At 40.0% G+C, this 13,669-nt stretch carries 11 protein-coding genes; 3 read left to right on the forward strand and 8 right to left on the reverse strand.

Annotated elements, in window-relative coordinates; translation table 11 throughout:
* Nucleotides 1–13: 13 nt before the first annotated feature.
* The 3 genes from G3M70_01945 (at nucleotide 14) to G3M70_01955 (ending at nucleotide 3,019) form a co-directional block, all read left to right on the forward strand.
* A complete protein-coding gene (locus G3M70_01945) occupies nucleotides 14–550 on the forward strand; it encodes a YfiR family protein (GenBank protein QPJ60715.1) in 537 nt (178 codons plus the stop codon).
* A gap of 149 nt (nucleotides 551–699) precedes the next feature.
* The gene (locus tag G3M70_01950; protein ID QPJ60716.1) at nucleotides 700–2,016 is read left to right on the forward strand and encodes a HAMP domain-containing protein; all 1,317 of its coding nucleotides are present in this window, start codon (nucleotides 700–702) and stop codon (nucleotides 2,014–2,016) included.
* Nucleotides 2,003–3,019: a response regulator gene (locus tag G3M70_01955; GenBank protein ID QPJ60717.1), complete on the forward strand. Its 1,017-nt coding sequence runs from the start codon at nucleotides 2,003–2,005 to the stop codon at nucleotides 3,017–3,019. Before G3M70_01950 ends, G3M70_01955 begins: the two co-directional genes overlap by 14 nt.
* On the opposite strand, the gene G3M70_01960 is transcribed toward G3M70_01955, so the two are convergent.
* The 8 genes from G3M70_01960 to G3M70_01995 all read right to left on the reverse strand — a co-directional run bounded on the left by G3M70_01960 (nucleotide 3,016) and on the right by G3M70_01995 (nucleotide 13,654).
* The gene (locus G3M70_01960; GenBank protein QPJ60718.1) at nucleotides 3,016–3,444 is read right to left on the reverse strand and encodes a helix-turn-helix transcriptional regulator; all 429 of its coding nucleotides are present in this window, start codon (nucleotides 3,442–3,444) and stop codon (nucleotides 3,016–3,018) included. The two genes, G3M70_01955 and G3M70_01960, sit on opposite strands and share 4 nt — an antisense overlap.
* Before the next feature lie 424 nt (nucleotides 3,445–3,868).
* Nucleotides 3,869–5,410: a response regulator gene (locus G3M70_01965; GenBank protein ID QPJ60719.1), complete on the reverse strand. Its 1,542-nt coding sequence runs from the start codon at nucleotides 5,408–5,410 to the stop codon at nucleotides 3,869–3,871.
* Between the two features lie 158 nt (nucleotides 5,411–5,568).
* A complete protein-coding gene (locus G3M70_01970) occupies nucleotides 5,569–6,018 on the reverse strand; it encodes a response regulator (protein ID QPJ60720.1) in 450 nt (149 codons plus the stop codon).
* 28 nt (nucleotides 6,019–6,046) lie between these two features.
* Nucleotides 6,047–7,810, reverse strand: a complete 1,764-nt coding sequence (locus tag G3M70_01975; protein QPJ60721.1) for a GHKL domain-containing protein — start codon at nucleotides 7,808–7,810, stop codon at nucleotides 6,047–6,049.
* 793 nt (nucleotides 7,811–8,603) lie between these two features.
* A complete protein-coding gene (locus G3M70_01980; GenBank protein ID QPJ60722.1) occupies nucleotides 8,604–8,912 on the reverse strand; it encodes a hypothetical protein in 309 nt (102 codons plus the stop codon).
* A gap of 34 nt (nucleotides 8,913–8,946) precedes the next feature.
* The gene (locus G3M70_01985) at nucleotides 8,947–10,110 is read right to left on the reverse strand and encodes a hypothetical protein (protein QPJ60723.1); all 1,164 of its coding nucleotides are present in this window, start codon (nucleotides 10,108–10,110) and stop codon (nucleotides 8,947–8,949) included.
* Nucleotides 10,111–10,225: 115 nt separating this feature from the next.
* Nucleotides 10,226–11,986, reverse strand: a complete 1,761-nt coding sequence (locus G3M70_01990; protein QPJ60724.1) for a cytochrome C — start codon at nucleotides 11,984–11,986, stop codon at nucleotides 10,226–10,228.
* Between the two features lie 255 nt (nucleotides 11,987–12,241).
* Complete coding sequence (locus G3M70_01995) at nucleotides 12,242–13,654, reverse strand: deoxyribodipyrimidine photo-lyase (protein ID QPJ60725.1); 1,413 nt, start codon at nucleotides 13,652–13,654, stop codon at nucleotides 12,242–12,244.
* Between the last annotated feature and the right edge of the window lie 15 nt (nucleotides 13,655–13,669).

Here is a 13,669-nt window from a genome sequence, read left to right on the forward strand (position 1 = left end):
ATTAGTAATTGACGTGATATTAAACAAAACGTTACTCATTATTTTAATATTTTTTATTGCGGACCTTTGGGTTTTCACCCGGTACAGCTTGGGAAATGAAACCCAAAGGAGAGAATATATTATTAAGGCCAGTTTTATTCTAAAATTTCCTGCCTTCATCAATTGGCCAATTGAAAGCAGCCCGATGAATCTTTGTGTCCCATCAGATGACCCTTATAGAAATATCTGGAAGGCCCTTGAAAAAAATACCGCTAATCTGGTTCCATTTAATTTTTATGACTTAAAAAACTACTCAAACTATGGGAAATGTCATATTTTATTTATATCGGGCCAAAAGGGACAGATAATTGAAAGAGTGGTTTCAATGGTAAGAGGAAAACCTGTACTGGTTATCGGGGACACCTCTGGCAACCTTGAAAAAGGCGTCGGGATTAACTTTCTCATTGCAGAAAATCGCGTTCGATTTGAAATAAACCGCAAATCTTTAAGAGCCAAAAACCTCAAAGTTTCTTCAGAATTGTTAGGTTTGGCCTACAGGGTTCTGGAATAATGAAGTTCTTCAACTCACTTTCAATAAAATGGAAAATCATATTATTAATTGTGGTGAGTTCTGTATTCTCCCTTCTAATCGTTTGCTTCGTTTTTGTGTACAAGGATTTAAGCCTTTTCAAGAGCATCTATCTTAATAATCTGTCGAATATGGCATCCATTATCGGTCATTCAAGCCGAGCCGCTTTGTTTTTCGAAGACAAAGAAGCCGCTGAAAAAATTCTTTCTTCATTAAAAGAAGAAAAACAAATTCATTATGCGGCTTTATATAACTCCGCCGGAGAAATCTTCCAGGAGTTTGGGAGTCTTGATTCTGAAAAATTCAAAATCAAACAAAATGATAATTATTCAATTTTTGGTCCGGGTTTTTTCAATTTCGATACTCCAGTTTCATTGAAGGGAAAAGTGATCGGACGTCTTGTCTTATACGGAGAGTTAAATGAATACCAGAATATTGTTAAGAATTATCTGATTTTTGTGGCTATTACTTTTTGGGGAATCGTTGGTTTGGTTGTGTTTTTTGCCATAAAGACTCACAAGATAATATCCACTCCAATTTTATCCCTGGCGAGCACAGCCAGAGAAATTTCCCAAAATCCTGATTTTTCCTTAAGAGTGAAATCAAAGACCCGGGGAGAGATTGGAACCTTATTTTCTGCATTTAATTCAATGCTATCAGAGCTGGAGAAAAGGGATGAGGAGTTGCTGGATTATAAAAACCATTTAGAAGATATGGTTAAAGAAAGAACCGAAAACCTGCAAAAAACGAATGAATTGCTGGTTAATGAAATTGAGGAAAAAAAAGTAATCCAGAACAAGCTTGGGCATTCTCTGAATGAAAAGGAAATATTACTTAAAGAGGTTCAACATCGCGCAAAAAATAATATGCAGATTTTGTCCAGTTTAATTTGGCTCCAAACCCAGGAAATGGAAGACAGGTGTTGTGCTGAAAAGTTTGAAGAGTTTGGAAACCGTGTACGCTCCATGGCTCTGGTACACGAAAAGGTTATCGAATCTTCCAACCTAAAAGAAATCGACATGAGAGATTATTTGAACGAATTTTCCAATGAATTGGGAAATGCTTTATTTAAAAACAGTAAAGAGGTTGGTTTGGAGGTTAAATGCGGCAGATTTCATCTCGATATGGACAGGACTCTGGCATGCGGATTAATTGTGAACGAGCTTGTTTCCAATGCCTACAAGCATGGCTTCCCGGGAAAAACAAAGGGAGAAATCGAAATTTGCGGCTATTGTGAAAACGAAAAAACAGTGATATTAAGCGTTACCGATAATGGCATCGGGTTTCCCGAAGGATTTGACATCGAAAATGTTTCTTCTTTAGGATTAGATATTGTAAAGTCTTTAACTAAAGAGAAGTTAGGTGGAAACGTTTCCTTGAGCAATAAAGGCAAAACCCAAATTTCAATCGAATTTAATAAGGATTCTACCAACCATGGAAACTACTGAAACCAAAATCCTGATAGTTGAGGATGAAACACTTGTCTCCCTGCATCTAAAAAGGTCTTTGGAAAACCTCGGCTACAAAGTCAGTGATACGGTGGGGTCTGGAGAAAAGGCCCTAAACCACTTATCCGAGGATACCCCTGACCTCATATTAATGGATATTATGCTTGATGGGAAACTGGATGGAATCTCCACTTCAGAAAAAATAAAAAACAAGCATAAGGTCCCGATTATTTATTTAAGTGCCTACTCAGACAATAAAACTCTGGGAAGAGCAAAATTGACCGAACCGAGCGGATACCTCACAAAACCCTTCAAGGATCAGGATTTAAAAACCACAATTGAATTAGCGTTGCACAATTTCAAAAGTGAGGACAAAAAAGACAAGGATTACGGTTGGATATTAAAAATTCTTAATAGCGCAAACTGCCCCCTTCTGGCTTGTGATCCGGAAGGGGTAATTCAGATCGCTACCAAATCTATTGAAAACCTTTTTGAGGTCTCACCGGAAAAGTTCCTGGGTTCGCCTCTGGAAAGCATAATTGAGATATCCAACCCATTAGGAAATGACGTCAATTTAGATGTCCAGCAAAATCTAAGAAAAAGAAACATGTTGTATTTTGGTTGGATGAATATTAAGGCTTTTGGAAAGGAGGTAAATGGGGCTTCAGTGATTTTACAGCCTCTGATAAATGAAGACAAAGAACTGATCGGAGGTGCCCTGGTATTAAAAAAGAAGGAAGAAGAAAAAATGGAAATCGTTGAGCAAAATCAGCTCAACAACAATCTTTGCGAATTAATCAACCAAATTGTAAAACCCGCCTTAGACATTGAAATGTGCCCGTGGTGCAAAAAAATATATGACCCCAACCAGAAGAAATGGGTGAATATAGAAATCTTTATCCGCCAAAAGACAATTGATGATACATCCCATTGCATTTGCCCGGGGTGCGCGACATCTTTAGGTCTGGATTTGAAAAAAATAAAGAAGGACAATCTAAACTAGTTCTGGTGGTCCACCCCGGAAAGATAACCCAATATATTGGCTTTTTGGACTGGCGAAGCACTGGTGTATATTTTTACCAGTTTCTCAACCAACCCTTTAAGCTTTTCATCATGTAAAATTTTAGGATCAATTCCAAATTGAGCCTGGTCCAGGTTTTCATATTCCCCAGTCCGGATAATTTCCGCCTGCCCTTTATTCATATCCCCTTTTCCAGTCAGCAACCAAAGAACATCCAAATTAGTGAATTCATGCAACTTGGACAGAGTTTCTGCTGAAGGCAGGCAATTACCATTCTCAATTTCAGACAAGCTGCCGGGAGAGATCCCAATATCTTTGGCTAGTTTGTTACCTTTTAAGGAATGCTCTTTTCGCCAAAGCTTTAATCGCTGCCCTAACAGCAACTTTTTATTTTTTGAGTTATCCATAAAGATTTACTGTAAAACTATTAAGGGAATAAGTCGTTTAATTTACAGTATTTCTAATTTTTTTCAATCTCTTTTTTTCCTTATGCCAATTATTATAAGGAAATTCAATGTATTAATTCATCGCTAAATGGAAATATCATCATGAAGATAAATAATCCGACAGTACGCTTTGCAAGCCAACCATTATTTCCTCCACCAAATACCACTTTTAAATTGAGCTGTTAAAAACAGAGTCTGATAATTTTTGGGCAGTGAGTGGGCTTTAATCCTTCTCGGATGTTTTTTGTTGGCACTTTTCAGACCATGCAGATCTAATTGTCTTTCCCCTCGGCTCCTATTTCGATTCTATGCATATATGTCCCCTGCCAATTGTTCTTACTTCAAAAATATTATTTTTCCAACGACTATAAAAAACATAAGCTTTTCAACTTCCAAGTTCCTGTTTTACAACCCTCAATAATTGTTCCATATCAATTGGTTTGACCAAATAGTGAATAAACCCTTCAGAAAGAGCACGGTCAATATCTTTTGTCATGGCGTTTGCACTAATAGCAATAACCGGAATATTTTTGGTTTCCTCCATTTTTTTCAATTCCTTTAAAGCATGCACTCCATCTATGCCAGGCAAGTTGATGTCCATTAAAATCAGGTCGGGCTGGTGGGTTTGAGCTAATTGAATACCCGTTTTTGCATCCGAGGCTTTTAACAAGGAAATATCCTCTCGAGTTGAAAATTTTGATTCCATTAGCCTCAAATTGGCGGGATTATCTTCCACATACAAAAGACTATGGCTTCCTGTCTTTTTATATCCGGATAACTCATCGCTATCCATGCCAATATCGCTCAAACTCCCGCCTCCATAGCTGTCTTCCTCTCTTCCCATTGGCAACTCAATAATCATACATGTCCCTTCTCCCTCTTTACTCCTAACCTCAATGCTTCCCCTCATGAGATCCATCAGATCCTTGCAAATTGTCAACCCGATACCTGTTCCTGAAATTTCAGAATTTTCTTTCCCAAGACGGTCAAAGGGTGTAAATATCCTTGATTGCATTTCTCTGGACAACCCCATTCCACTGTCCTCAACAAATATTTTCACTGAATTTGGAAAGTTATTTTTACCATAAATTTTTACTCTTCCATATTCACGGTTATATTTGATCCCGTTGGAAATCAAGTTCATTAAAACCTGTTTAAGTCGAACTCTATCCCCAACCACCCAAAAATCCTTATCTCCAGATATATCATTTTGGATTTGTATTCCCAATTGATCCGCTAATGGCTTAAGAAGCTTTAACACTTCTTCCAAAACCAATTTGACTTCAATGGATTCAAGGGAAAGAGTAATTTCTCTAGATTCAATTTCAGATAGCTCTAAAACTTCATCAATGAGTGATAATAAATGTTTACCCGCTTTAAGTATTTCTTCAACGCTTTCCTTCTGATCATCGCTTAAGTTTTGGGCCGGATTGTGAATCAACACCTGGGAAAAACCCAATATTGCATTCATAGGGGTTCGCAACTCATGGCTCATGCGGGAAAGAAATTCGGTTTTGGCCTTGTTACTCTGCTCCGCCAGTTTCATGGCTTTGCGCATTTCAATATTTTCAAGGCACTGCTTTAAAACAACTTCAGACAGGGATTTTTTTGGTAAATAATCAGCCGCCCCACTTTTAATAGCCTTTGCCGCCAGGAGTTCATCCCCTTCACCCGTCATCAAAACAACTGAACAATAGGGATCAATTTTTAACAACTGATCCAGAACATCCATACCATTAATATCAGGGAGGTTGTAATCCAGGAATACAATATCGTATTTACCCTCCTCAAAGCTTTCTATACAAGGTTTTCCGAGGGCATATTCATCCACTTTGTACAATAAAGTGGTTTTTTTCAAATAACGCTGGAATGACATACGATCTACCTGATCGTCCTCTATAAGCAATAAATTAAAGGTTTTATTCATGACTCCCCTCAAACCACATTTTTTATATTTCCCAATCAACTGTTATTTGCATTACAAATAAAATTTAAGATTAGAAAACCAGTATTATTATTCTTTATAATTCCAGCGCTCTCTGAAAACAGATTAACTCTGAGGAACTTTTGCATAACCTCAACTTCTTATTCGGGTTTTATTTCTTTTGGAAATTGGCAAAGTTTCCAGAATGAATCCAATGTAGATATAGTTTTAATGAATTTAGTGAAATCCAAAGGCTTCAAAATATACCCGGCCACATTAAGGTTATAGGCTTTTAGAATATCCTTTTCTTCATCCGAAGTGGATAAAATATATACGGAAATGGGTTTCAGCTTTGGGTCTTTACGCAATTCCTGAAGGAATTCAATACCGTTCATTTTTGGCATGTTCAGATCAAGCAAAATAATATGCGGCGAAGGAATTTCCGGCTCTCCGTCTTTACTCCCCCTGAGCATTTCCAGGGCTTCTTCTCCATTTCCTGCAATATAAAGCGGGTTGGTTATATTATTTTTTTTAAAAGCTCTTTTGACATTTTTCACATCGACCTGATCATCTTCTACCAGGAGAAATTTGAGTTGTCCAAAATCAACCATGCCGTCTCCTTGAAAAAACGAAACGCAACTAGTGCCCGGCCAATGGGGCTTCCAATTGAAAACATTTTGGCCATAAAACCTGAAAAGTTGTCAACAAATCAGCGGTGTCCAGTAGGCACACCCTGCCACTATGGTTTTCAACGATTTTTTTCACTATAGTCAATCCCACCCCAGTACTTTCTTTTTCATCCCGTGCCTCCAGGGTTTGGAACATTTTAAATATTCGGTCAGCGTATTCTTGTGGGATTTTCTTGCCCTCGTTCGCCACTAAAATTTCAATATAGCGTTCATCTTTTTGGTATTGTTTTGCAGACACCTTTATTTTGCCTCCTGGCGCATCGCTGTGCCTGATGGCATTCGATATGAGATTGACAAACACCTGAGTTAATTGGGTTGGGTCTGCGAAAACGTTTGGAATATTCTTACCAATGTCGATACTGATATTGGTGTACCCTTCCATCAGGGAAAGCGCATTACTGACAATTTCTTCTATATTGCAATACATTTTCTCTGACCCGGCCGTCCCCGCTCGTGAATAGTTTAGAATCCCCTGAATAAGATTCTCCATTCTTGCGACTCTGTTCTTCAGTGTAACAATATTTTCTTTAGTCTCGCTCTCCAGGTTTTCGCCTAGATCTTCAGCAATCCAATCGGAAAGATTATTGATTGCTCTGAGAGGTGCTTTTAAATCATGTGAAACCACATAGGCAAACTGCTCCAAATCCTCATTTGATTTTTTAAGAAAAACCGCCTGGTCAATTAATTTTTTATTTATGGAATTTGCAAAATCAATAGCTCGTTTATTTGTTCTCGATAACGCCAAAATCAAAAAAATGATTAATGCATCAATGATAATCCCTCCAATAAGTATTGTAAGGGGTTGAAAGCTATCCGTGGCTTTTTTAAAAGATTGGGTCGTTTGTATATCAAACTCCCATTTCCTTCCATACCAGTCTATTGAAATTGTTTTTTTAAAGAGAGGGTTCTGATCGTATTCTTTTTGGTTTTCACCAAACTGGTCATACAAAGTTTCCTTCCCATCACGTAACCTGAAACCGACATGGAGTTCTTCCTTCATCAACACCCCATTCATTAAAACTTCAGCTATAAAAGGGGCGTAAACCATTCCTATAAAATTTTTTCGCCTCTCTTCCAGAGACTCATATTTCCCCCCGGCATAAAATGGAGTAAAAAACAGAAAACCGGGCGTTCTTTTTTCGTCTTGAACAAGAACAATGGGGCCTGTTATCTGTGCTTCCCCTGTGTCACGTGCTTTTTTTGCTGCAGTGTAACGATTGGTCTCGTGAACCATATCAAGACCAACGGCTTTAGAATTATTCTCTACGGGTTCAATATAGGTTATTGGGAAAAACTCCTTTTCATCATGAGGAGGGTGAATATGGAAGTCTGGCCGCTCCATTCTTTGCTTCTCAAGAAAACCTTTTAATTTATGCTGTGGGACGTAAAAAATCACACCTAGACCCAATACACCAGGATATTTCACTTCCACACCAAAACTTTGCTCAAAAACTCTCCACTCGGCCGCAGAAATATCACCCCCCTTTGCCTGGATAGCTGAAACTCCGGCCCACAGCGCATCTTCATATTTCTGCATTCTTTCTGAAATCAATTCTATCGCCTGCTGTGATTCCCTGCGAAATTTGCCTTCAATTTTTTCATCAACCTGGGTTTTGGTAAACCACCAGGCAAGCATCGTCAAAATTATTGACAAGGAAACGATCACCCAGTGAAACCAGTGAAGGTGGGCATCTATTTGCTCTGGACTTTTCAATTCTTCACTCCATCAATAAAAACCTGCATTGGAAAGAAGCAACCCCATCCACAGCCAGTCGCAGACAAGTCCCCTCCAAATCTTTGATTCTTGCCTCCAGACCAAATCAATACTTTTTCAAGATTTTTATATGGGCCATCACAACATGCCATCACATTTTACTTTTCCAAAAACTACTCTTTAAATTTTTCAATTTATAATTTTTTAACCACTTGAATAATTCCCAGAACCAATAAAATATTGATCCTTATTCTGAACTTAACTCTTAATTAAAAGCTAAGGGATGCCTCATAAAAAGTCCATTTTAAATCCACGCCACGCCTTACAATCAGGTATCTCCGTACCACGAAAAGACCGATGCCCCCTATTCAATTGAAAACAAAGTGTTTAGCAACACTCCACACGAACCCGTCTCTATCTCCAATAATTGATTCGACCCCGAAAAAAGCCCCTTTTTTCCAACAATAAATGTAAATATTTTTAGCTGCATTCAACGATGAACGGAAAACTCTTTGAAAAAATAATTCAGGGTTCCTCAATCTGTATCAAAAATTTAAGTCAACGAAAAGATAGGCAACCCAATCATCCTCTTTTTATTAAAAGCAGGAACAAAAGGTTTTTTAAAGGTCATTTTAAGGCTTGGGATCCCTTGCTTTATACTGGCCTATATTTTTTTAAATAAAATATTCAGGTGAACAAAATCTTTAAAATACCAGTCTACTGGCTCGACAAAATTTAAGAAAAAAATATCTTCTTTATATGCAGATTCGATTTTCTCGGCTTTCGGATCAAGTCAATTCATTGCAAGGCCTGAAATTTGATCCACCCGAATCATTACCTGATCATATTCCCGGTTTTTTCCAACTATTAATTCTGTTCCAATTAATTCAGTCACAACAACCGCAACACTCTGACCGGACAGGTAGATGGTAAGCCCTTTTTTATCTTTCTTGCTCTTTTCCGCCATGGCAATAATTTTATCTTTTACTTCTTTTGACATAGTCGAAACGCATTTTTTATCCATTGAATAAACTATTTGCGGTGCTCCGAATGAAACCATCCAGGCAAGAGCTACAGTTAATATCATGCGATGCATTTTCATAATGCCTCCAGAGTGGAATTAATATTTCTATTGGTTATTTTCTACCACGGGCTGATTCCAGATACACAGGATTTCGTAATCTGTTGATTCCACCTAAGGGCTGATGAGCCTCCAGTGAATGCCAGGGATTAAACTCCAATTCTTCGCAAGCTGTATTAGCCGCCGGCTTATCAAAGTTTTGCACCGGGATTACAATTTCAGCGACCTTTTCATATGGCACCCCTTTTTTCATCTTCCCTGGAAACTCCCCAATAAGCGATTTATCCTCAATCCATTCAAAAGTAGCATCTTCTATCCCCAGATCCTTTTGGTCTGTTGGCACTTGCAGCAAAAAGTCGAAACAAACCCTCTTTCCAGTATTTAAACCAAATTGGTTTCTCATAGCTTCCCGGAGGTAATCCGGGGATTTCCTGCATTGTTTGGGTTTCGCCGAAAATTTCATTACCTTATCAGGCCCCAAAAGAAAAGGAGATGCTGAAAAATATTGCGCATCAAATGGACTTTCCATTTTCGCCTTAACAATTGAACCAACGATTTGCCTTTCCCGCCCTCTTAGCTTGGAGTTTTCCGGCAGACCCTTTGTCACAAATCTTTTCACTGGATTGACCGCATTTCCTTTTAACTCTTCAATTTGGAAGTTTGTGATCTCAAGATAGTCTTCAATATTTTTGATAGCAAAAACAGGCTGGTTGATCATCAGAAAATCCTGGGTTCCTTTATGGTTCGGAACCTGGATTACTTTCTGCCTCGTAATTTTTTCAACATTTGGAATCTGGATGGCCATCCCTCTGCTTCTGTTCGCACCCGTAGCGGGGTCCAAATCCGGGTTGACCACAGTGGTTGCATTTGAAAATCTGATTTTCACATTCGGATAGGCGACTCCAGGCCGGGAAAAAAGACCTACTTGATATTCTTTTTTTATATCCTTGTTGATGATAAAGACCGCGTTAACACACCCATGCGCCTTTGGATGAACGTTCCTGAGCTTTTTCTTGTCTTTATATCGTAAACCTTGCAATACCCCCTGAGCTTCCACAATTTTTTTAATATTTTCTTCTTCCCCAGCTGCAACAGTTTCGTGCCTGGTGGGTTTAATTTTATGGGAATAAAGTTCTGCTGCGGCCCAACCTGAGCTGAGACCAATAACGGCCAGCCCCACAAAAACCGAAAAGAACATTTTGATTGTTTTATTAAACAAGGTCTGTCTCCCCAAGAAGAGTTATTTTTTCCGACATCGCTATTTCTGATTCGTCAATTCATAACTCCAACAACCTTTCAACGGCCAGTTGAACGCATCCCAAAACTCTCAAGCTTCACAATGTTTTCAGGTACTCAACAAGTTGCCATCTTTCCTCTTCCTCCAGACGGGAGGTGAAGTTATGCCCCGTGTTCAGGTTACCCTGCAATTTCGTATCAAACGTAAAGTCATTCCCACAACCTTTTTGAGGATCGGGTTTGTATTTAAAACCGACATGGACCGGATCAAACTCTCGACTGCCCACGCAAAATTCCGAATCCCGTTCACTTTCTTTTAGTAGGAGCTGATACAGATTGGGCACGGAACCATTGTGAAGATAGGGAGCAGTTGCCCAGATCCCGTTTAGGGGACGCGCTTTATACACCAGAACCTCTTTCAGCATGGCTTTTTTTATTTCTGGAGTCGCCTTGGTACAATCAACCGGTGCTTCCGGATCCTTGGGGTTTACTCGATAGCCGGTATATTCCAGAAACTGTTCAGGAGGGAGTTTTAACAATTCCGGCCCGACTAATACCCGGATAAATTTTCCAAGGACCATTCCTGCCGGAACCTTTCCGCATTCAGCTTTCCATTCCGGCATTAATGCTTTTACTACGGGACCCGTCTCAAAGAACCGACCAGCAAAGTTCGTAGCCATCCTCGGATCCGTTCTCATTTTTTCAATGTAAATTCCATTGGTTTTAATGAAAGTTTTTCCCGCAAAATTTTCTTTGGGGTCAGTCATATTTTTACTCAAATCATTGGCGTGACATCCATTACAATAACGGTCATAAAGCTTTTTACCTTTCTCCGCTTTTGGCCTGTCAATTTTTGGCAGATGCTCCTCCGGCCATTTTGGCGATTCCAGTTTCACCAGCCACTGCTCCAGATTAAACAAGTCATGCAACCGTATACTCGATTTAAAGGGAGGTCGTTTAGATAGCTGTGGGGTTATTTCTCCATACACACCAACCACTTCTCCCGCGTTTCTCGCAATCGGGTTGTCAACAGACCTGTTCCATTGAACAAAATCCAGTTTTGGCGCATCCCAGATAAAAGGATAACTGACCGGTGCATTGGCTGGAAGAATATCCTGAGGTTGCCCCATATTTTTAGCGACCTCGTTTATGATCGCGCCAAATGCATCCAACCTGGCAAAACCGTAACGCAGAGGCGAATGGTTTCTGCGAACCAGTTCATTGAAACCTTCCGTGAATTTCTTTAACTCCTCTTTGAGAACAGATGAGTCTTCCCTGTTTACCCTTTTGGCAAAACGATCAAATTTCGCACTATCTGCCACAGTTGCATTGAGGGCATTGCGTACTTCTTCCAGGAATCCCTGAAAATCAGCCATTGAAGGACCGCCATCAACCCGAATGCCGACGCCTTTATAATTGACTTGATTGGTGTGGCAGGCGGAACAATTGAATCCCATCCAACCCTCTTTATCAGGTGCTCCTTTTTTAAAGGGCGGATCTTTCACAAACCCGACTGGCAGGCCATCCGGATTTAGTTGTTCATATAGTGCTCCATCTTCTTCCGGTTGAGGTCGGTGTGTCAGGAACCGCAAACGGTTCATGTTGGATGGATCTCGAATTAACCTTTCATTTCCAGGTTGCTCCAAAGCCAGAAACCATTTATAGGGAATCAGGTGTGAACCCTGCGGAGTGTAATAAGAAAGCTCTCGAAATTTATTTGTTTGGTCCCAACCTTGATCCAGATAAACCAGTCCAGAGGTATCCCCTGAATTCGGGTTATCCTTACCGGGAAAGATGGAACTCAAGCATCCAGAACATAAAAGTGTTACCAATACAGCAGCTAGAAATTTCATATACATTCTATTTCTCCTTAAAACTTCTTTCCCGAACAGGTTGCAGTAAGCTGGCCATTTCTTAGGTTTAACGATGTGAATGAAATTTAGGTCAAATTTAGACCTTTTTCAAGGGAAATCAACTTATGTAAAGGGTCCCTCAAACCGGGACAATCTGTAGCCCCCAGTTTTCAAAACTTAAAAGGCTAAATTAATCATACTCTTCCCCTACCCCCTCCTCATTCAGGGAACAAATCTTTTAATGTTAACAGGGGAATCCCCTTAGAAGTTCTTGTACAAGTCCAGAGCAAGGAGCCGTTGAGTCGAATGATCCACAAGAGGCTCAGGATAATCCTTTCCGATCAAGCAACCTGCTTTAAGCTGGGCCTCTTTCCTGCACTTAGATGGAAAGTGAATTTCTTTATTGGAAAAGTTCTTCAGTTCCGGCACATTTGCCCGGATAAACTTTCCATCCGGGTCAAACCGTGTGGACTGGGTTATCGGATTAAAAATTCTGAACCAGGGCTGAGCATCGCACCCTGTAGAAGCGCACCATTGCCATCCACCATTGTTGGCTGCCAGATCAAAGTCGAGGAGAAAACGGGCAAAGTAAGCCTCCCCTTTCCTCCAATCCACCAGCAGGTCTTTTACAAGAAAAGAAGCCACCACCATACGAAGCCGGTTGTGCATCCAACCTGTTGCGTTGAATTGCCGCATCGCAGCGTCTACCAGGGGGTACCCTGTTTGGCCTATACACCATGCTTTAAAAAACCTGTCACCACCCGACCATTTGATCTGATTGAATTTTGGAATGAATGTCTGCTCGACCACTCTTGGGAATCTGTCTAATATCATTTGATAAAATTCACGCCATATCAATTCAGAAAGCCATACCTGCGCTCCTTTGGAGTCTTGTTCAAGAGCGCCTTTAACAAGCTTGCGAATACTAACCGTTCCAAACCTTAAATGGACAGACAATCCGGATGTTCCATTGATGAACGGGAAATCGCGCGACTCATTATATTGCCCCACGCATTTCAAAAACTTTCTGAAACGCTTTCCACCTTCCTGCTCGCCCGGTTCAATCCATAAGGATGCTTTCTCGAAACCAATTGATTTAAGGTCAAAGGGCTTAACAAATTTATTAATATTTTTTAACGGTGATAGTTTTTTAAGGTTCGGACGATATTCCCGATAGCCTTCCTCCGTCACTTTTTTTAGCCAGGCATTTTTGTAAGGAGTAAACACACGGAAGGGATGACCTGCCTGGGTTGTTATTTCCAACCTTTCAAATACCACCTGATCCTTAAAGCTTTGAAACGATATTCCCAAACCTTTCAAACGATCTCCAACAAACTCGTCTCTTTCTTTCGCCGCTGGTTCGTAATCGCGATTGCAAAAAACTCCATCCACACCAAGTTCCGCAGCCAGCTCCGGAATCTCAACGCAGGGATCTCCCTTGACCGTGATCAAAGCCGATCCCTTGTCCCTTAACTTTTTGTCAATTTCATTCAGGCATTCATAAATAAAAGTAACCCGACGGTCATCCCGGTCCTTAAGTTTTTTCAGGATCGTTTCATCATAGACAAACACCACACTGACCTGTTTTGAAACACGACAGGCTTCATAAAGGGCACGGTGATCCGAGAGCCTCAGATCGCGACGGATCCAGCAAATGGCGTGTTGAAATTTCATAATAATAAAATAACA

The organism is Candidatus Nitronauta litoralis, assembly GCA_015698285.1.
GTDB lineage: Bacteria > Nitrospinota > Nitrospinia > Nitrospinales > Nitrospinaceae > Nitronauta > Nitronauta litoralis.

Bases quoted from the DNA above. Each gene is read 5' to 3' on its own strand.
- G3M70_01950 (QPJ60716.1), top strand. From the start codon at position 700: ATGGCATCCATTATCGGTCATTCAAGCCGAGCCGCTTTGTTTTTCGAA.
- G3M70_01955 (QPJ60717.1), top strand. From the start codon at position 2,003: ATGGAAACTACTGAAACCAAAATCCTGATAGTTGAGGATGAAACACTT.
- G3M70_01960 (QPJ60718.1), bottom strand. From the start codon at position 3,444: ATGGATAACTCAAAAAATAAAAAGTTGCTGTTAGGGCAGCGATTAAAG.
- G3M70_01965 (QPJ60719.1), bottom strand. From the start codon at position 5,410: ATGAATAAAACCTTTAATTTATTGCTTATAGAGGACGATCAGGTAGAT.
- G3M70_01970 (QPJ60720.1), bottom strand. From the start codon at position 6,018: ATGGTTGATTTTGGACAACTCAAATTTCTCCTGGTAGAAGATGATCAG.
- G3M70_01980 (QPJ60722.1), bottom strand. From the start codon at position 8,912: ATGAAAATGCATCGCATGATATTAACTGTAGCTCTTGCCTGGATGGTT.
- G3M70_01990 (QPJ60724.1), bottom strand. From the start codon at position 11,986: ATGTATATGAAATTTCTAGCTGCTGTATTGGTAACACTTTTATGTTCT.
- G3M70_01995 (QPJ60725.1), bottom strand. From the start codon at position 13,654: ATGAAATTTCAACACGCCATTTGCTGGATCCGTCGCGATCTGAGGCTC.